Source organism: Agrobacterium tumefaciens (assembly GCF_009649785.1).
Taxonomy (GTDB): domain Bacteria; phylum Pseudomonadota; class Alphaproteobacteria; order Rhizobiales; family Rhizobiaceae; genus Agrobacterium; species Agrobacterium tumefaciens.
In genome coordinates this window covers 28,852-47,406 of record NZ_WJOK01000022.1, presented here as the reverse complement: position 1 = coordinate 47,406, position 18,555 = coordinate 28,852, and the positions used below count along the sequence as shown (strand labels likewise).

The 18,555-nt window shown below is 58.8% G+C and carries 17 protein-coding genes; 2 read left to right on the top strand and 15 right to left on the bottom strand.

What is annotated here, in order from left to right; genetic code table 11:
• Positions 1-92: 92 nt before the first annotated feature.
• Positions 93-1,457, top strand: coding sequence for a metallophosphoesterase (locus GH784_RS20885; protein ID WP_065703919.1), 1,365 nt, complete (start codon positions 93-95; stop codon positions 1,455-1,457).
• 21 nt (positions 1,458-1,478) lie between these two features.
• Here GH784_RS20885 and GH784_RS20880 read toward each other — a convergent pair whose 3' ends face one another.
• From GH784_RS20880 to GH784_RS20855, 6 genes are all read right to left on the bottom strand, one after another.
• Positions 1,479-1,835 carry a hypothetical protein gene (locus GH784_RS20880; RefSeq protein ID WP_034501827.1) on the bottom strand — a complete coding sequence of 119 codons (357 nt, stop codon included), beginning with the start codon at positions 1,833-1,835 and terminating at the stop codon, positions 1,479-1,481.
• Between the two features lie 253 nt (positions 1,836-2,088).
• Entirely contained in the window at positions 2,089-3,177 is a 1,089-nt protein-coding gene (locus tag GH784_RS20875) for an ABC transporter ATP-binding protein (protein WP_065703834.1), read from the bottom strand.
• 21 nt (positions 3,178-3,198) lie between these two features.
• Complete coding sequence (gene bglA, locus GH784_RS20870; protein WP_065703832.1) at positions 3,199-4,854, bottom strand: beta-galactosidase BglA; 1,656 nt, start codon at positions 4,852-4,854, stop codon at positions 3,199-3,201.
• 36 nt (positions 4,855-4,890) lie between these two features.
• Positions 4,891-6,051, bottom strand: a complete 1,161-nt coding sequence (locus GH784_RS20865; protein WP_065703830.1) for a carbohydrate ABC transporter permease — start codon at positions 6,049-6,051, stop codon at positions 4,891-4,893.
• Between the two features lies 1 nt (position 6,052).
• Positions 6,053-7,066, bottom strand: coding sequence for a carbohydrate ABC transporter permease (locus GH784_RS20860; protein WP_003515131.1), 1,014 nt, complete (start codon positions 7,064-7,066; stop codon positions 6,053-6,055).
• Between the two features lie 105 nt (positions 7,067-7,171).
• Complete coding sequence (locus tag GH784_RS20855) at positions 7,172-8,533, bottom strand: ABC transporter substrate-binding protein (protein ID WP_019564294.1); 1,362 nt, start codon at positions 8,531-8,533, stop codon at positions 7,172-7,174.
• 275 nt (positions 8,534-8,808) lie between these two features.
• Here GH784_RS20855 and GH784_RS20850 point away from each other — a divergent pair, with 275 nt between their 5' ends.
• A complete protein-coding gene (locus tag GH784_RS20850) occupies positions 8,809-9,834 on the top strand; it encodes a LacI family DNA-binding transcriptional regulator (RefSeq protein WP_013635488.1) in 1,026 nt (341 codons plus the stop codon).
• Positions 9,835-9,843: 9 nt separating this feature from the next.
• On the opposite strand, the gene folD is transcribed toward GH784_RS20850, so the two are convergent.
• The 9 genes from folD to flhA form a co-directional block, all read right to left on the bottom strand.
• Complete coding sequence (folD, locus tag GH784_RS20845; RefSeq protein ID WP_038489842.1) at positions 9,844-10,743, bottom strand: bifunctional methylenetetrahydrofolate dehydrogenase/methenyltetrahydrofolate cyclohydrolase FolD; 900 nt, start codon at positions 10,741-10,743, stop codon at positions 9,844-9,846.
• A 77-nt stretch (positions 10,744-10,820) separates the two neighbouring features.
• Positions 10,821-12,596, bottom strand: a complete 1,776-nt coding sequence (locus GH784_RS20840) for a GumC domain-containing protein (RefSeq protein WP_065703828.1) — start codon at positions 12,594-12,596, stop codon at positions 10,821-10,823.
• Between the two features lie 113 nt (positions 12,597-12,709).
• Positions 12,710-13,384: a WecB/TagA/CpsF family glycosyltransferase gene (locus GH784_RS20835; RefSeq protein ID WP_003515124.1), complete on the bottom strand. Its 675-nt coding sequence runs from the start codon at positions 13,382-13,384 to the stop codon at positions 12,710-12,712.
• Positions 13,385-13,561: 177 nt separating this feature from the next.
• Positions 13,562-14,098, bottom strand: a complete 537-nt coding sequence (locus GH784_RS20830; protein ID WP_003515123.1) for a hypothetical protein — start codon at positions 14,096-14,098, stop codon at positions 13,562-13,564.
• Positions 14,098-14,466, bottom strand: a complete 369-nt coding sequence (locus GH784_RS20825; protein ID WP_003515122.1) for a hypothetical protein — start codon at positions 14,464-14,466, stop codon at positions 14,098-14,100. Before GH784_RS20825 ends, GH784_RS20830 begins: the two co-directional genes overlap by 1 nt.
• A gap of 29 nt (positions 14,467-14,495) precedes the next feature.
• On the bottom strand, positions 14,496-15,053 hold the full coding sequence (locus tag GH784_RS20820; protein WP_003515121.1) for a rod-binding protein: 558 nt from the start codon (positions 15,051-15,053) through the stop codon (positions 14,496-14,498).
• 115 nt (positions 15,054-15,168) lie between these two features.
• The gene (locus tag GH784_RS20815; RefSeq protein WP_065703826.1) at positions 15,169-15,588 is read right to left on the bottom strand and encodes a hypothetical protein; all 420 of its coding nucleotides are present in this window, start codon (positions 15,586-15,588) and stop codon (positions 15,169-15,171) included.
• A gap of 15 nt (positions 15,589-15,603) precedes the next feature.
• The gene (gene fliR / locus GH784_RS20810) at positions 15,604-16,359 is read right to left on the bottom strand and encodes a flagellar biosynthetic protein FliR (RefSeq protein WP_003515118.1); all 756 of its coding nucleotides are present in this window, start codon (positions 16,357-16,359) and stop codon (positions 15,604-15,606) included.
• The gene (gene flhA, locus GH784_RS20805; protein ID WP_003515116.1) at positions 16,356-18,443 is read right to left on the bottom strand and encodes a flagellar biosynthesis protein FlhA; all 2,088 of its coding nucleotides are present in this window, start codon (positions 18,441-18,443) and stop codon (positions 16,356-16,358) included. Before flhA ends, fliR begins: the two co-directional genes overlap by 4 nt.
• Positions 18,444-18,555: the final 112 nt, after the last annotated feature.

The window sequence follows — 18,555 nt, the reverse complement described above, 5'->3', positions numbered from 1 at the left end:
CCAAACTTGTCATGCGGCTGTGATGATCGCCCTATAGGGGCTTCTCAGCCAGCCGCGGGACGATGACGCATTTCAAGATGATGGGGCCAGACATGACGATTTTCTCAAGCAAACGCCGTGACGTGCTGAAGCTTATGGCTGGCACCGCCATACTGCCGCTGATGGTGGTGGCAACGCCGGCGGAGGCGCAGGATGTGGCCCTGCGTGCAATCGTGATTTCCGACCTGCATTCGGCCTATGAGCGCATCGGGCAGCTCCTAGCAGCCATAGAAATGCGCATCGCGGCTGACAAGGCACCCCACATTATTCTTCTGAACGGCGACATGTTCGAAACCGGCAATGCGGTGGCGACACGGTCGTCCGGCGAAATCGAGTGGACGTTCCTCTCGGCGCTCGCCAGGCTCGCGCCCACCGTCATCAATATCGGCAACCATGAACCGGATATCGATAACGACCTCGCCAATTTCGTCAATCGTGCCCGCGCGCTCGGCATCAACGTGCTGTCCAACATCATCGACAAGCGCAGCGGCGCACCCTATGCACCGGCCAGTGCGGAGGTGAGTGTGGGCGGACGGCCGGTCGTCGTTGCGGGCCTTGCCACCAACGCGATCAATACCTATCCGAAGGCGACGCGTGAGATGCTGGATATTCCGCAGCCTGTGGAATGGGCCAAGGCGAATCTGCCGGCAATCGTCAAGCCGGAGGCGATCAACATCGTTCTCAGCCACGCCGGTGTTGTTGCCGACCGCGATATCCTGCCATTGCTGCCCGATGGCACCCTGCTGGTCGGCGGCCACGATCACCTGAACTTCGTGCATGAACAGGGTGCGACGCGCTATGTACACACGGGTTCATGGTGCACCTCCATGGCCATTGCGACGATCGAAGCTGCTGGCAAGGCGCCGACGATCGAGACCGTCGCCATCGACAGCGACGCCCCCTCCTCCCCGGCGCTCAAAGGCCTGATCGAACAGACGCTCGACAAACATCTGACGGCAGACGAAAAGGCGGTTGTTGGCAAAACGGAAAAGGCGATGACAGTTGACGAGGCAGGACGCCGTGTGGCGCAACTGATCGCCGCAAAAACCGGCGCGGATGTCGGCTTCATCGGCCACACCTCCTTCGGCGCTGGTTTGCCAAAGGGTGATATCCGCCGCTACGATTTCAACGCCTCTCTGCGTTTCGACGGCAAGCTGATGGTAACGGAAGTGGATGGCGAAGCGCTTGCGCAAATCCTCAAGCGCTGCAACCAGGACGGCGACATTCCGCTTGCTGACCGCACCGGCGATTATCTCTACGCCATGCCGGAAAAACCGGTCGCGAGAGAGCGATACAAACTGGTCTGCAACGACTGGTCCGCCACCAACCAGAAATCCTATTTCGGCCGCAGCGATCTTGCCTTTGCGGAAGTGCCGGATGTGAAGCTGAAGCAGACGGTTCTGGGTGGGCTTTCCTGAAGCCGGAGATTCTCCAGCCCCTTAGAAAGACCGGATATCGAGCTTCCGGTCCTTGTGCGCCGGATGCGTGCTGAACACGAAAATGCGGTCGAGTTCCTTTTGCGTCAACATGCGCAGAAAACGGACGTGGATGGTGTTGTTGGCGTTGACGCGCAACATAACGCAACCGATCTTGGTGATGCGGGCGTCGGGAATATCCAGATAGAACTGGTTCGGAAGATTGTATTTCGTCAGCAGCGCCAGCACGGCCTCGGTCTGGGAAATGCGAATGACGTCGCAACGGCGAGCGGCCATATGCATGACGGCCTTCTCGGTATATTCGATGCGCGCCGCATTCATGGTGTCTTCCATGCGAAACCGGCCTTCGCGGTCGTACATGAAGGATTCTTCCTTGGTCAGGTAACTGTTCTTGATAACACCCGCACTGCTCTGCACGCCCTGACCTCCATGCTCTTTCAACGTCTCCAAGATTAAAACGTAGTCTTTAACAATTCATATCAGCGTCACCTTAAACAGACCGAAGACGGAACATTTTTGGCATTTTTCCACAGCGGCAAAATATCATGAAAAAACCCCGGAACGGGACGTTCCGGGGCATGTTTCCTGAAGCTCACGGCCATTGTTTCCGCAACTATCTGCGGTAGTTCTTGCCCTCGGCATCAAAGAGATGGAGCTTTGCCTGCGGTGCCGCAAAACGCAGGGTCTGACCCTTGGCGACGGATACGATGCCCGGCACCTTGACGATGATCGGCTCCTGCCCCTTGGGCGCTTCGAGATAAAGCAGGGTCACTTCACCGAGAGCCTCGACGATCGCGACTTTTCCCTCGAAAAGATAATCGTCGCCGGTGACGATGCTCAAATCCTCCGGCCGGACACCGAAGCTCGCGGCCTTGCCCTGCTCGGTTGCAGGCGTGGGAACGACGATGTTCAGCGTCTTGCCTCCGGCAAGTTCGATCGAAGTCTGCTCTCCGGTTACGGCAATTTTTGCCGCAATGATGTTCATGGCGGGCGAGCCGATGAACCGCGCCACGAAGAGGTTGGCGGGGTTTTCGTAAAGTTCCAGCGGCGGGCCGACCTGTTCCACACGACCCGCATTCAAAACGACGATACGGTCGGCCAACGTCATCGCCTCCACCTGATCGTGGGTGACGTAGATCATCGTCGTGTCTGCCATCTGCTCATTGAGCTTGGCGATCTCGATGCGGGTTGCGACGCGCAGCGCGGCATCGAGGTTCGACAGGGGTTCGTCGAACAGGAACACCTTGGGATTGCGGCAAATGGCACGGCCGATGGCGACGCGCTGGCGCTGGCCACCAGAAAGAGCCTTGGGCAAACGCTCCAGATATTGCGTCAGCTGCAGGATTTCGGCAGCGGCGCGGACGCGGCGGTCGATCTCCTGCTTGTTTTCCTTGGCGATCTTCATGCCGAAGGCCATGTTGTCGTAAACAGTCATATGCGGATAAAGCGCATAGGACTGGAACACCATGGCAATGCCGCGACGCGAGGGCGGGATTTCATTGACCAGCTGGCCGTCGATGAACATTTCGCCGCCGGTGATTTCCTCCAGACCCGCAATCATGCGCAGCAACGTCGATTTCCCGCAGCCGGACGGCCCGACGAAAACGATGAATTCGCCCTGTTCGATCTCCAGATCGATGCCGTGCAGGACTTTTACCTGCCCGTATGATTTGCGGATATCCTTGAGAACGAGACTTGTCATGGGTTGTTCCTCCCTGCTCTATCAGGCGTAACGGGCGAAGAAAGCGCCCCATGCCGGAAGTTCTACGCTTCTGCCGTCCACACCGCTTGCAAAGCCGTGGCCTTCGAGAACCTCCCAGTTCCCTTCCGGCAGCGTCGCCTTTGCTGACGTCGCGGACAGATTGAAGAGGCACAGAACGGTTTCGTTGCCGAGCGTGCGGGTGTAGCTCAGCACATCGCCCTCCACTGGCTGGAATTCGATGCCGCCCTTGGCAAAAGCGGGATGCTTTTTGCGGAAGGAAAGGAAGCGGCGGTAATGCTCCAGCACGGATGCCTCATTGCCCTGCTGGGCGCTGACGGCGCGCTGCTTGTGTTCGGCCGGAATGGGCAGCCAGGTTTTGTCCGAGGTCGAGAAGCCGGCCTGCGCATGGCCCGCATCCCACACCATCGGTGTGCGGCAACCGTCGCGGCCCTTGAATTCCGGCCAGAACTGAATGCCGTAGGGGTCCTGCAAATCCTCAAAAGCAATATCGGCTTCCGTAAGGCCCAGCTCTTCACCCTCATAGATGCAGACGGAGCCGCGCTGCGTCATCAACAACGCCGAGAGCACCTTGGCGAAAGCATCCTTATCCTCGACATGCTCGCCCCAGCGGCTGACATGGCGAACGACATCGTGGTTGGAGAAAGCCCAGCAGGCCCAGCCTTCCGGCGCCGCCCTGGCAAAATCCGCCTGCACATCGGCAACACGCTGCGGCGTGAGCGCATCCGGCGCCAGGAATTCGAAGGCGTAACACATCTGCATCTTGTCGTCGCCGGAGGTGTATTCACCGACGATTTCGAGTCCGCGCTGGCTGTCGCCCACTTCACCAACGGCGGCGATATCCGGAAACTCGTCCAGCACGGCGCGGAAGCGTTTCAGGAAGGCGATGTTTTCGGGGCGGTTCTTGTCGTAGAGATGTTCCTGGAAATTGTAGGGATTGACCGCAGGTGCCGTAGAGGCGTTGCGGCGCTCCGGCGCCAGCGCCGGGTTGTCGCGCAATTCCAGATCATGGAAATAGAAGTTGATGGTATCGAGGCGGAAACCATCGACGCCGCGCTTCAGCCAGAAGCGGGTGATATTGAGCAGTTCTTCCTGCACTTCCGGATTATGCAGGTTGAGATCCGGCTGCGAGGTCAGGAAGTTGTGCATATAATATTGCATGCGGGTGGGGTCCCACTGCCAGCCGGAGCCGCCGAAGATCGACAGCCAGTTGTTGGGCGGCGTGCCATCCGGCTTGCTGTCCGACCAGACATACCAGTCCGATTTCGGATTGTTGCGGCTGGCGCGGCTTTCCACGAACCACGGATGCTGGTCAGACGTGTGCGACATGACGAGGTCGATCATGACGCGGATGCCCAGACGATGCGCTTCTGCAATCAACCCGTCGAAATCGGCAAGCGTGCCGAACATCGGATCAACATCGACATAATTCGAGACGTCGTAACCGAAATCCTTCATTGGCGAGGTGAAGAAGGGCGAAATCCAGATTGCGTCGGCACCGAGACCGGCAATATGCGCCAACCGGTCGGTGATGCCCTTGAGATCGCCGATGCCGTCGCCATTGGAGTCCTGATAGGAGCGCGGGTAGATCTGATAGATCACGGCGCCGCGCCACCAATCCTTGTTGGGCGTCAAAGCGGAAGTCACCGGAGCGGTCATAGTCTCATCCTGTCTGGTATGGGCGTTCATGGATAATCAGCCTCCCTTGACGGAGCCTGAGAGCAGGCCACGCACGAGATAACGTTGAAGGGCAAAGAAGACGCCAAGCGGCACGACAATGGTAACGAAGGCCGAGGCGGTGAGGATTTCCCAGTTGCCGCCGCGCGAACCGAGCAGCGCGTTTAGCGCTCCGGTCAGCACCAGCTCATCCTTCTGCGTGCCGAGGAAGACCATGGCGACGAGCAGGTCGTTCCAGGTCCACAGGAACTGGAAGATGGCGAAGGAGGCGAGCGCCGGGAAGGACAGCGGCAGGATGATCTTGACGAAGATTTCGAAATCGCTCGCGCCGTCGACACGCGCACTTTCGATGATCTCTTTCGGCAGGCCGGAAATGTAGTTGCGCAACAGGTAGATGGCGAGCGGCAGACCGAAGGCGGTGTGCGCCAGCCAGATGCCGGCATAGGTCTTGGACGGAACGCCGAAGATATTGCCGATTTCGTTGTAGAGTTTCAGGAGCGGTATCAGCGACATCTGCAACGGTACGACGATCAGGCCCACCACCATCGCAATCAGAAAATTGCGGCCGGAAAAGCTCATCCATGACAGCGCATAGGCGGCAAAGGCGGCGATGAGGATCGGAATGACGGTTGCCGGCACGGCGACTGTCAGCGAGTTGACGAAGGACTGGCCGATGCCTTCCGAGGTCAGGACGGTTCGATAATTGTCGAGTGTGAAGACCGGCGGTGTCGCGACGGAAATATAGACGCGCTTGCCGCGAGAGCCCTCGAAGCTTGAGGCCTTGCTGTATTCGTAGGTGCCATCGGTGTTGACGAGCAGCGTTTCCCCGTCGCCGATATCTGCCGCTTCACCGGCTTTGAAGGCCGTCGGCTCCTGCACGCGAACGCCGAAGGCTGCAACCTTGCCCCCCTGTCCGGTTTCAAAAACATTACCTGATATGACGTAGCGGTTCCCGTCCTGCTTCTGCACGGCAGCGTCGGCAAGGCGAACCGCCGCGGTCTGCTCGGAACTGGAAAAGGCCGTCCACCAGCCCGACACGGTGATCTGGTCCTTGTCGCGCAGGGAACTTACGAGAATACCGAGTGTGGGCAGAAGCCAGAGAAGCACGACGACCAGCACGCTGGCATGGACGATGAGGCGCGGCAGGCCGACGCGGCGCAGACGTTTTACGATATCCATCTCAGCGGCCCTCCATCTCACGGTTCGCCTGGCGGATGTTCCAGACCATGATCGGGGTGACGGCCGCCATGATGACGAGCGCTATGACCGCACTTCGGCCACTGTCACCACCGCCGCGGAACATCCAGTCGAACATGAGGTTGGCGAGAACCATGGTGTTCCACTGACCGTTGGTCATGGTCAGCACGATGTCGAAAACCTTGAGAACGAGAATGGTGATCGTCGTCCAGACGACGGCGATGGTGCCCCAGATTTGCGGGACCATGATCTTCCAGAAGATCTGCCAGCCATTGGCGCCATCAATGACGGCCGCTTCGATTGTCTCTTCCGGAATGCCGCGCAGCGCTGCCGACAGGATGACCATGGCAAAGCCGGTCTGAATCCAGATGAGGATGACCATCAGGAAAAAGTTGTTCCAGAAGGGCATGGAAATCCACACCTCCGGGCTGCCGCCGAAAAACTCGACGACGGCGTTGAGGAGACCGATCTGCACCTGACCTTCGGCGCGATACTCGTAAATGAATTTCCAGATGACGGAGGCACCGACGAAGGAGATAGCCATCGGCATGAAGACGATGGATTTGGCGATGTTGCCCCACCAGATGCGGTCGGTCATGACGGCAATAACGAGGCCGAAGAAGGTGCAGGCGGCCGGCACCACGGCCAGCCAGAGGATGTTGTTGAAGATCGATTGCCTGAAGCCGGCATCGAAAAATGCCCAGCGATAATTGGCAAGACCTACGAATTCGGCGCCGGTCCGGTCATAGAACGAGAGGATGAGCGTCGCGATGACGGGATAGACCAGATAGACGAGAAGAAGGAGAAGAGCGGGGCCGATGAACAGCCAGGGCCTGACCGACGCGCGGCGGTTGAGGTTGCGGGATGCCTGCAACACGTCTCCCGAGCGGACGGGAAAGATTACCTGCAACAGTTTGTCGGATAGCCAATAATAGGCAGCGCAGGCAAAAACGCCGGCCACCATGACGCCGATGGCAGAAACGAGTTGTTGAGCCATGTTCCCTCCCTTGATCCTCTCCGCGCCGCGCTGATTTTATGCGATCGACGGCCGTTCGTTGGCAAAGGCCCGGCGGCATCACCGCCGGGCCAAGCTCTGTTGAGGTTACTTCAGGCCGTCCCAGGCCTTCTGGATATCGGCAGCGACCTGATCGGCCGACTTGCCGCCGACGAAATCGATCATGCCGGTCCAGAATGCACCCGCGCCGATCTTGCCCGGCATCAGGTCGGAACCGTCAAAGCCGAAGGTGGTTGCGGAGGTGAGGATTTCACCCTGGCGCTTCATCTGCTCATTGGCATAGGTATCGACATTCACACCCTTATACGGCGTCAGGAAGCTGGACTGTGCCATCCAGACTTCGTGGGCAATCGGGGTTTTCAGGAAGTCGACGAAAGCCTTGGCGGCGGGCGCTTCCTTGGTGATGGTGACGAGCGTGCCGGCGCCCAGAACCGGCTTGCCGAGTTCAGGTTTTGCGGCATAGGTCGGCATATAGAAGAAATCCACATCCGTTCCGACCTTGGTACCATCAGGGAAGAAGGACGGCACGAAGGAGGCTTGATGGTGGAGGTAGCACTTCGGCGGAATGTCGAAGAGACCCTTCGGGCTGTCGCGGAAGTCGGTGGAGGCCACAGCCGCAACGCCGCCGCTGACATATTTTTCGTTCTTGGCGAATTTGCCGAATTCATTGATTGCCGCAACTACGGCCGGATCGGTGAACTTCACCTCGTTCGTCGTCCATTTCTGATAGACGTCGAGCGGCTGCGTGCGCAGCATCAGGTCTTCCACCCAGTCCGTTGCCGGCCAGCCGGTCGCACCGCCGGAACCGAGGCCGATGCACCAGGGTGTGCCGCCATCGGCAACGATCTGGTCCGTCAGCTTGAACAGGTCTTCCATGCTCTCGGGCACTTTATAGCCCGCTTCCTCGAAGTTCTCAGGTACGTACCAGACGAGCGACTTCACGTCGGCCTTGAAGGGAAATGCAAAGTAAGCCTTGTTGCCGTCCTTGCCCTTGTAGCTGCCGAGATCAACCCAGGACTGGCCAGCGCCGTAATTGTCCTTGACCCAGTTTGCGGTCTCATCGCCGAGCGGAACCAGAAAACCCTTGGCGGCGAGATCAGCCAGAAGACCGGGCTGCGGCAGGATGGCGATGTTGGGCGGAGAACCCGCCTGCGTGTCGATGACGATCTGCTGTTCGTAGTTTTCCGAGGAGGAATAGCGGACGTTCACGCCGGTCGCGTCGGAGAAATAGGCCAGCACCGTCTGGAACAGCGCCTCGTCCTCACCGCGCCAGGGCCCGAAAATCGTCAGCGTCTGACCTTTCAGATCGGCATGGGCCGCCTTGAAGTCTTCGTAGCTTTTCCAGTTGAACTTGGCATCCTGACCGGGCGCGAATTTCAGATCGGCGGCAAAGGCCGAACCCGACAGCAGCACTATAGAAGCCGCCGTCGCCAAAAAGGTCTTCTGCATGTGATTTACCTCCCATCACATAAAAGGCTCAAAGCATCTCCCATAAATCAAAGCGCTTTGGCTGCCTATTCATCTCATTGTCATTGAGAAGGAGTCAAGAGGCTCTTTCGCTGGACATGCCGCATTGTCGTATGAATAGTCATACTTACTTAGAAAGGCGGCTATCGTTTTCGATTGAGAAAACCGGCAGGGACTGGTAAAAAACTAAAGCGCTTTGGGAGTTAGAGGAGAGGCTTTTGCCATTTCCGATGCGCGCGCATGGAGGAAAAACAAACATGAACCTGAAACAGTTGTCGCAACTGCTGGGGATTTCTCAGACAACCGTCAGCAGAGCGCTCAACGGATATCCCGAGGTGAGCGCAGAGACGCGCCGCCGCGTCATGGAAGCCGCCGAAAAGACCGGATATCGCCCGAATGCCGCGGCGCAACGGTTGGCGACCGGCAAGGTCGGCTCCATCGGACTGGTCATGCCGGTTGGCGAGCACCACCGCTCGGATGTGCATTTCGGCGAATTCCTGAGCGGTCTAGGCGAAGAAGCGGCTCGCAGCGGATTTCACCTCGTCATCACGCCCACTGAGCCGGAAAAGGAACGGGAAGCCCTGCGGGGGCTGGCGGCGAGCGGCAGCGTCGATGGCATCTACCTCGCCTATATGAAGAAGAACGACGCCCGCATCGCCATGATGCAATCGCTTTCCCTGCCCTTCCTCGTCCATGGCCGCTCCATCGGCGTGGAAGAGGATTATCCCTTTCTCGACGTGGACAATGAGGCCGCATTTCGCGATGCGACCCAGCTGCTGCTTCAGCTTGGCCACAAGCGGATCGGGCTTCTGAACGGGCCGGAGGGCTACGACTTCACCTTCCGCCGCTGTCTCGGGGTGGAAAAGGCGCTGACGGCAAATGGGCTGACATTGCGCCCCGAACACACAAGACACAGCAGCATGACCGACGAGGAGGGTTATCTCGGCATGGAAGCGCTGTTGTCACAGCCGGAAAGACCAACCGCCATTGTATGCGCCAGTACCGCATTGGCACTCGGCGTGATCCGCTCGCTCAACCAGCGCGGCTTGAAACCGGGCAAGGATATTTCGCTGATTGCCCATGACGATGTGTTGCCGCTGTTGAAGCCCGACAATTTCTCGGTGCCTCTCACCACCACCCGCTCATCCCTGCGGGCGGCGGGGGTGCGTGTCGGGCAGCGCCTGATCAACCGGATCAAGCTTAACCAGACCGAACCTCATCAGGAGCTCTGGAAGGCGGAACTTGTCGTCCGCGCCTCCACAGGACCGGCTCCGAAAGAGTAACTACCGATTTCAGAACTTCGGTGCGGTCTTTCCAAGCGCGCGATAGGCGGCGATGACGGTGTTGGCCATCAACATGGCAATCGTCATCGGGCCTACGCCGCCCGGAACGGGGGTGATGGCAGCAGCGACTGCGCTTGCCTCATCATAGGCGACGTCACCGACCAACTTCGATTTGCCTTCACCCTTTTCCGGAGCGGGAATGCGGTTGATGCCGACATCGATGACGGTGGCGCCGGGCTTTACCCAATCGCCCTTCACCATTGCCGCGCGACCCACCGCCGCCACGAGAATATCGGCCGTCTTGCAGACGGTGGCGAGATCCTTGGTGCGCGAATGCGCCATCGTCACCGTGGCATTGGCATTCAGGAGAAGCTGGCCCATCGGCTTGCCGAAGAGGTTGGAGCGGCCGATGACCACGGCGTTCAGGCCGGAAAGATCTTCGCCGTGAATGCTGCGCACCAGAAGCATGGCGCCGGCTGGCGTGCAGGAGATGAGGCCGGTTGCGAGATCGCCGGTCGCCAGCTTGCCGGCGTTCAGCACGCTCAGGCCATCCACATCCTTCTCGGGCAGGATCGACTGGATGATCTCATCGGAATTGAAGTGTTTCGGCAAAGGAAGCTGTACCAGAATGCCGTGGATGGAGGCATCGGCGTTCAGTTCGCCGACCAACTTCAGAAGCTGATCTTGAGTTGTTTCTTCCGGCAGCGTGTGCTGAACGGAATTGAAGCCGCATTGCTTGGCTGTCTTGCTTTTGGAATTCACGTAAGCGTGGCTGGCCGGATCGTTGCCGACGATGACAACCGCGAGACCGGGCTTCACACCCTGTTCCGCCTCAAGCGTTTCTGCCGATTTGCGGACCGCCTCCGTTACCGAAGCCGCCTTTGCCTTTCCGTCAATCACAACTGCCATGCGTCCTGCTCCTGCTGGATTACGTTGGCCCCGTATGGTGCCGACTTTGCAGGAATGCAAGCAAAAATGCAGCTTCGTCAGGCAGTTTTGCGGTAGTCGTCGCGATGCTCGGCGTAATCGGCGAGGCGCTCCCTCAAGAGCGCCAACTCGCGTCTCAATTCCGCCAATTCCTCGGCTTCGGCCTGCTCGTGATCGAAATGCCCGGCAAGGGCTTCACTGAGCAAGGGCGGCAGCTCCGGTGTCGTCTGGGGGGTATTCCTGACGGTGCGGTTGCCCATCAGAACCTGCCGCACACGCTCGTCCAGCGGAATGTCATCGGTATCGAATCCGCTATCGTTCGCCGCCCCGGCGTAATAGTCCGCGAACTCAGCCTCCGGCTCGAATTCGCTATCCGCGGCCAGTTCTTCAAGATCATCGAACACATCCGGCTCGATCGGCTCGAACTCGGGAAACTGCCCCGATTGCTCAGGCGCTTTTTCGGAGGGCAGAACGTGCGCATCATCAAGGACGAGTGCCTCCTCCTCGTCATGGCGACGGTAGCTCAGGAGATACAGGCTGCCCAACAGGCCGAGCAACGCGCCACCGCCTGCCAGCATAGCGGCTTGTGTGAGGTCGCGCGACAATTCGCCCGGTCCTGCCTTCCTGGTGAGGCGGGTCTCAACGGCGGTTGTGGTGGATGAGGACATGTCCCGACGCTCGCTCGCCTCAAGGTAGGCATTTCGCGCCGTTTCCAGTTCACCCTGCAATCTGGAGAATTCACCGGGCGTGACACCAAGGCTGCTCAGGCGGTCGAGATGTTTCGTTCGTTCGGCGTTCGCGGTTGCAACTTCCTGTGCGACGCGCTTCTCATCGGCGCGCAAGCCATCGACCAGCTGACGCAATGCGGGAGCGACAAGCGCCTGCACGGCGTCTACGGCATTCTGGGCGGCGATGCGGCGGGGATGTTTCGGGCCGTAATCGACCGAGACGCCTGAAAGCGCCATGCTGGCACTTGCATGTCTTTGCCTGATGTCCTCAAGCACAGAGAAAGCAGCGCCTGACGGCAGGGGCTTTGACAATACGTCATTCGGCTTGAGGCCGGTGGCCACCGCCAGATCCGTCTGAAGCGACTGCTGCTGCTGGGTCGTCCCCGCAAGGCTGTCATTGAGGTCGCGCAATTGCTGCTCGAGTTGCTGCACTTCCGCCAGGACGGCCTCGCCGTGGCGCATCTGGAAACCGTTCAAGGCGGCTTCCGCCTCGTCCAACCGGGTGCGCGCCCGCTCCGTCTCGCGCATGGCGGGCGTCATGGTGCCGGCCTTGCCATCCGCCATGACACGCATCGAAAGATAATCCGTAAGCCGCATCGCGGTTTCCGGCGTCGCTGCCTTCGAGGTTACGATCAGCGTGTTTTCATCTGGCGTCAGTTCCAGACGTATCGCCTCGCCCACAGCACCGTTCAATGCTTCACGCGGGGAAAGCGAACGGGTATCCGCCCCGGTCAAAAGGTCGAAAAGCAGGCCAAGTTCGCCCTGATTGCGAACGCCGACCATGTCGGCGGGCTTCAATTTGAGGTCGCCCGTTATACGGTCCAGACCGGACGGAGAAAGCAGGGTGCGGCGGGCCATGGCAAGAAAGCGTGCCGCATCGGGTGCATCGTAGCCGGCCTGGGTAACCTCGACATGCGCCTGCGAAACATATCCGCGAAAACCGGAATCGATGAGCAGCAGCGGAAGTGCAGCCCCCACAATGGTGGCGGCGGCTACGCAACCGGCTGTCAGAAGCCGCAGACAATGTTTGCGAAATTGCGACGCAGGCACGGCAACACCATCCTCATCAGGGCGCGTCGCCATCATATCGGGACTGTGATCAACCATCTGAAGCCGTCTGCCACGCTCGGCGCCGCCCGCAACAGGCGGCTTTCAAAACCTTACGGGAGGTTAAAGGATCATGGCAAACAAATGGTTAACGCGGGCCTTGCCGACCCGCCTCAGCCCTTGCCGAGCGCGATGTGCCAGGGCTCAGCGCAAAGGCTGTAAAGCCAGCTCATATGCAGCTTGCGAAAGATCTCGGGCATGCCAGCCACTTCGGACGCCAGCACCTTGAACAGGGGACCGACCGCGATGGCGAGACGCGCATCATCGCGATTGATGCTGCGATGCAGCCATTTCTCCTGGTTTTCCGCAAGCATGCCCGCCAGCACGACATCCACCTTCACGCCCAAAGTATCCCGGTTCAGCATCACGAAATCATGCCACGGCGCATGTGCGCGCAGCTTGGCGAGGACCTCTCCGACTTGTGCTGCGTCATCCCCCGCAACGCCGATACGTTTCGGCACCGCCATATAGGTCAGAAGTGCCATGACGAAGGCAACGCCATCGATGGTCTCGGGCAGAGGCTTGCCGTGTTCGGCGCGTGCGGCGGCATTCATACCCCTGCCCTGCGGCAGAAGCAGACAGCTTTCCAGAATCTGCCTGTAAGCAATGTCCTTGAGGGACAGTCTGGCATTCTGGATGGTAAGAAATGAGAGCATCGTGTGGCCATCACAAGCCGAAGCCTGGCCGCTGACCATTTCCAGCGCCCCGTTCCAGTCCAGATCACAGACGCGCAGTCCGTGAATATTCCGTTGCGATCCCGTCCGCGCAAAATCTGCCGCGAAATTCATGCCAGCCCCCGAATGCCAAATTCACCGCCGCCAATCCGGCACATGGTTTGCGGGACGGCAGCTCATGGGTCTGTTTATACAGGTGCTGGTTGAATTTACCCTGAAGGCAACCGATCGAATATTCCGGAAAATAGAAAGGGGCGATTAACCAGACCGGTGGCCTGCACCGCGCCGCCGTTAGTGGCTTGGGGCCGCTTCTTTTCCGGTGTCGACTTTCTCGCCTTCGACAAGCTTGACCGAACGGGGCGAGCCGTTGCCCTTTTGCTCGCGAATATCGGCCTTCGACAGATAATCGAGCTGCTCGATCAGGACGTCCCCGACCACCTCGTCGCCGAGTTTCTTGTTCAGCCCCTCTCGGATGCGCTGCTTGAAGACATCAGGGTCAAAGGTGGAGATATTGGCGATGTTGACCATGGAAGAACCCGCCAGAAGCGTGAAGAGTTCGTCGGTCATCAATTGCGTTGCGGGCAGTTCGATCTTCGCCATCTTGTCCTTGTCGACACGCAAGGAAATGCGGCTGAGGAAATAACCGTTCACACCACCGTCATTGATGACGGGGATGGTGATGCTTTCGCCTTTGACCAGTTGCAGACTTGCCTTTTTCGCCCCCGCCTCATCTCCCGACGAGGGGGCCGTCGCCATCTGGACGGAGAAATACACCGCGCCGAGCGTGACGGCGCAAACCCAGACGCCGGTGAGAAGAAGCTTCAACATCAGGAGGCTGCGCCGTACATGAACTGTTCCTGGGAATAGGTGCCGTCCGTATCGGCTTCCTGGATCGCGGTCTTGAGAAGATCCGCAACAGCGCGAACCGCATTCAGATGCGCCTCGACGCGGCTGGCATTGGTCGCGAGCTTGGACTTGATGCCCTGCACCTGATCGAGATGTCCGGCGGCGATTTCCTCATGGGGCGTATCGCGGAACAACATCGTCAACTCATAGAGGCAACGGCTTTTATGGGCATTGGAGACTTTGAAATCGAACTGGGGGTCCTTACCGATATTGTCATTCTCATTGTCGATGATCATTTCAAGACGGCCGAGAACGGATTTGATGCGGTGGTCGTTCGACATAAGGTCCATGCTTGTCTCCTCGTTATGATTTATCATGCTCAAGCCTCGTCCGTTTTATCATTGGAAACGCCGAGGACCTGCCTTTCGAACTCCGCCACCATCCGAATTGCAGCATTATGGTCTTTGTCATTCATGGATACGTCGGTAATGCCTTTGCTCTCGGCTTTCCGCAACGCATCCTTGTAGGCCTGTTCTGCAATGCCAACGCCGCCATTTCTGGAGATCGTGTCGGCAAACTGTTCCGCCATCATGCTTTTCCAGATCTCGCCGGCGTTGCCCTTGCCGTAGACCTCCTCGCTGTCTTTCGGCAGCATGTTGGCAACGAAGGTCTGAAGCACGGAAGCCTCATACTTGCGATATGTTTCCGGAACTTCGGTACGGGCAGAGCGGATGTTGGTATTGCCGAGACCTGCCTTCGAGGTGGCGCTGTCAAGCATATCAATGGCAGCGCCAAAGCCCTTGCCCGAATCGGCAAGGCTCGTCGCAGCGAAAGCCGCCTTGTTCGCCTTCAATTTTTCCTGGGCGACCTGCACTTCCTGAGGGTCCGCAGCGCGAACCACATCCATCACCAGATCGCTTATAACCGATATCGCCACGTCCAGAACTCCCGAGCTGACGAACGGGCGGCATTAAAACCGGGGCGTTCGCTCAATCAAGAAACACCGCTGAATACGTCTCTCTGGACGCCCAACGATGCAACAACGGGACAGACTATGGATCGCCAACCTTGCTGGAGGCTGGTGTCCGGGATGCGTTCGTGATTTCTAACAGATCATAGATTGTATTGTCGTCGGCCTCCCGATCCTCGAGATCGCGCGCGAGATGCATCCTGTCCTCCAGCCGGTCGGCCTTGGTCTTTTCCTTGAGCACCTTGTTTTCCTGCAATTGCTGCACGCCGGAGAGCTGACGGTCCTTGACGACAAGGCGGCCGTAACGATCCGAATAGTGCCTGGAGAACGTCTGGTGGACCGGCTCCATGGAACTCATCGCTTCAAGCACGTTCTCCATGGATTGCGCCACTTCGGCACGCACGCGGGTGGTGTCGGCCAGTTCCACCTCGGCCATTTTCTCCATGTGGCGCTGGACCGTTACCAGGCGCTTGAGTTTGGCCGAACGCTTGTCCGAAGCCATGGCGTTTTCTCCAGATCAGAAGCCGATGAAGACCGGGCCGAAACCATCCACGAATTGCCGGATGAGGGCCGCGATCGACAGGTAAAGCATGAAAATACCGCCCGCGAGAACGAAAGGCGTCGATATGAAGTAGACCGGTATCTGCGGCGCCAGCTTGTTGATGAGGCCGACCGCAACGTTGAACATCAGACCGTAAATTACAAAGGGGCTGGCAAGCCGCAGCATGATGGAAAAGGAGGCGCGCAGCGTATCTGTCAGGGTTATCAGCATCTTCTGGCCGCTGATGAGCGCGCCGACCGGTGTCGTGGCGTAGGAATCGACCAGCGCCCGCAGGACGATATGGTGGAAATCCAGGATGAACAGCACCATGAGCCCACCGAAGGTGATGAAGTTCGATATCTGGTTTTCCTGCACGTCTTCAACGGCATCCGCTCCGCCGGGAGCGCTAAGCCCGATGGATGCGCCGATGAGCGCGCCCGTGAACTGGAAGCCGAGCGTGTAAAACCGCGCGATCAGCCCGTACATTGCGCCAATGACGATCTCGGTGAAGATGAGGCCGACAACGGCGCCCTGGCTTGCGCCGGAGACTTTCGGATAGATCGTATCCCACAGTACCGGCAGAAGCGCCATGGACACCGCAACGCACAGGAGAATGCGTATCTGCGGCGAGATGCGCGAACTGGAAAAGCCCGGCATGGTCATGAAGCAGGCGCCGATACGGCAAATTGCAAGGAACAATGCGATAATTGTCCCTTGCGGGTCGGTTATCATGAAATGGCGCCCAGAATCTTGATCTCCAGCCCCTTGGCCAGTTCCACATGCGAGAGAACCGGCAGGGTCGCAAAGAGTCGTTCGATGATCATGCGCACATAGGACCGTGTTTCCGGCGACGTGACAAGGACAAAGGGTAGTCCGCGATCCATGAATTCACGGATAACTTTCGATGCCTGCTCGGAAAATTCCTCGAGATGGCGGGGATCGATATCGAATTCGACGATTTCGCCCTTTTGATCGCGCTTGAGCGCCTGATGGAAGACCATGTCCCATTTGTTGCCGAGGCGAAGCACACGCAATACGCCATTGTCGGCAAGATCGCCGCAGAGCTGCTGCGACATGCGCACCCGTACATGTTCGACGATCTGCTCGGTCTTGCGCACATGCGGGGCAAGTTCGGCGACCGCTTCCAGAATGAGATGCAGGTTGCGGATCGACACACGCTCGGCGAGCAGCAGTTTCAGCACGGCCTGCAGGCCGGAATAGGACATGTGCGACGAGCAGATTTCGTCGGCAAGCTTCTTGTATTCCGGGTCCAGCCTGTCGATGAGGATCTTGACGTCCTTGTAGGACAGCAATTGCGGCAGATTGTTGCGAATGACTTCGCTCAGATGCGTCAGCACCACAGAGACATTGTCGATCGGGTGGAAACCTTCGCGCTTCAAATCCTCGGTGAATGTCTCGAGAATGGAAACGGCCGGCATGCCGAAGGCGGGTTCGCGGATTTCGTCGCCCGGAATGCTCGGCTTGCGCCCTGCCCCCGTCACGACAAGAACATCGCCAACGCGCAGATTGCTCGACGCGATCGTCGTGCCATGGACACGGATCTGGTAGGCCTTTTCCGGGATCATGATGTCGTCGGAGACCTTGATCTCCGGCACCACGAAGCCGTATTGGGTCGCGAATTTCTTGCGCATCTTGCCGACACGGAAAGCCAGTTCCTGATGCGCACCGAGGAGGCGGGTCGAAACCTGCTTGCCGAGGGCAAGTTCAATTTCGGACGTCTTGAGGACCTGCTTGACGGAGTCCTTTTCCGCTTCGTTGGTCTGGAGAACCTTGTCCTCCTCTTCCTGACGGCGCTGCGCGCTTTCCGCTTCGACCTGGCGCGGAATATACCAGCTGCCGAAGGCCATGATGCCGCCCAAAAGCGTGAAGGGCAGGAAGGGCAATCCAGGCATGACGGCAAGAAGCCCCATCAGCATGGCTGCGACCATCAAGGCACGCGGATATCCGCTCAGCTGATTGATGACGGCCTGATCCGTCGATCCCGAGGTGCCGCCGCGCGACACCAGAAGGCCAGCCGCCAGCGACACGATAAGGGCCGGGATCTGCGAAACGATACCGTCGCCGACCGAAAGCTTCACGAAAACATCGGCAGCCTCGCCGATCGGCATGCCGTGGCGGAAGTAACCGATGATGATGCCGCCGAAAATATTGATCGCGGTGATGATCAGGCCGGCGATCGCATCGCCGCGTACGAATTTGGAAGCACCGTCCATCGAACCGAAGAACGAGCTTTCCTCTTCCAGCTCGCGGCGGCGGCGTTGCGCTTCCTTTTCATCGATGATGCCGGCGGACAAATCGGCATCGATCGACATCTGCTTGCCGGGAATGGCATCCAGCGTGAAGCGCGCGCCGACTTCGGCGATACGGGTGGCACCCTTGGTGATAACGATGAAGTTGACGGTGATCAGGATCAGAAAGACGATCAGACCGATCACGAAGTCGCCGGACATGACGAGGCTGGAGAAGCCCGCAATCACGCCGCCCGCCGCCGTCGGCCCCTCGTTGCCGTGCGAAAGGATGACACGCGTCGTCGCGATGTTCAGCGACAGGCGAATCATGGTCGCGATCAGCAGCACGGTTGGAAAAGACGAGAAATCCAGCGGACGCTGGATCCAGAGCGCCACCATGAGGATGAGGACCGAAAGTGCTATGGAAAAGGCCAGACCGACATCCACCAGAACGACCGGAATGGGCAGGAACAGCACGCAGAGGATCGACACGATGCCCAATGCGAAACCGACATCCCGCATGCTCGGGCTTACCTTGGGCAAGGAAATGACTGGTGGTTGCGCCATAAAATCGTCCTGTCTCTTCATGAGAAGGGCGACGGAAAAGCCGCCGCACGGTTCCGCGGCACCGGTTTTCTAAAATCGCTGACGCAATTCAGCCCGATGCTTCAGCCTATCC

Coding starts and splice junctions, on each gene's coding strand:
- GH784_RS20825 (WP_003515122.1), bottom strand. CDS start 14,466: ATGGACCTTATGTCGAACGACCACCGCATCAAATCCGTTCTCGGCCGT.
- GH784_RS20885 (WP_065703919.1), top strand. CDS start 93: ATGACGATTTTCTCAAGCAAACGCCGTGACGTGCTGAAGCTTATGGCT.
- flhA (WP_003515116.1), bottom strand. CDS start 18,443: ATGGCGCAACCACCAGTCATTTCCTTGCCCAAGGTAAGCCCGAGCATG.
- fliR (WP_003515118.1), bottom strand. CDS start 16,359: ATGATAACCGACCCGCAAGGGACAATTATCGCATTGTTCCTTGCAATT.
- GH784_RS20860 (WP_003515131.1), bottom strand. CDS start 7,066: ATGGCTCAACAACTCGTTTCTGCCATCGGCGTCATGGTGGCCGGCGTT.
- bglA (WP_065703832.1), bottom strand. CDS start 4,854: ATGACCGCTCCGGTGACTTCCGCTTTGACGCCCAACAAGGATTGGTGG.
- GH784_RS20830 (WP_003515123.1), bottom strand. CDS start 14,098: ATGTTGAAGCTTCTTCTCACCGGCGTCTGGGTTTGCGCCGTCACGCTC.
- GH784_RS20855 (WP_019564294.1), bottom strand. CDS start 8,533: ATGCAGAAGACCTTTTTGGCGACGGCGGCTTCTATAGTGCTGCTGTCG.
- GH784_RS20835 (WP_003515124.1), bottom strand. CDS start 13,384: ATGAATTTCGCGGCAGATTTTGCGCGGACGGGATCGCAACGGAATATT.
- GH784_RS20850 (WP_013635488.1), top strand. CDS start 8,809: ATGAACCTGAAACAGTTGTCGCAACTGCTGGGGATTTCTCAGACAACC.
- GH784_RS20880 (WP_034501827.1), bottom strand. CDS start 1,835: ATGTACGACCGCGAAGGCCGGTTTCGCATGGAAGACACCATGAATGCG.
- GH784_RS20840 (WP_065703828.1), bottom strand. CDS start 12,596: ATGGTTGATCACAGTCCCGATATGATGGCGACGCGCCCTGATGAGGAT.
- GH784_RS20865 (WP_065703830.1), bottom strand. CDS start 6,051: ATGGATATCGTAAAACGTCTGCGCCGCGTCGGCCTGCCGCGCCTCATC.
- GH784_RS20815 (WP_065703826.1), bottom strand. CDS start 15,588: ATGGCTTCGGACAAGCGTTCGGCCAAACTCAAGCGCCTGGTAACGGTC.
- GH784_RS20875 (WP_065703834.1), bottom strand. CDS start 3,177: ATGACAAGTCTCGTTCTCAAGGATATCCGCAAATCATACGGGCAGGTA.
- folD (WP_038489842.1), bottom strand. CDS start 10,743: ATGGCAGTTGTGATTGACGGAAAGGCAAAGGCGGCTTCGGTAACGGAG.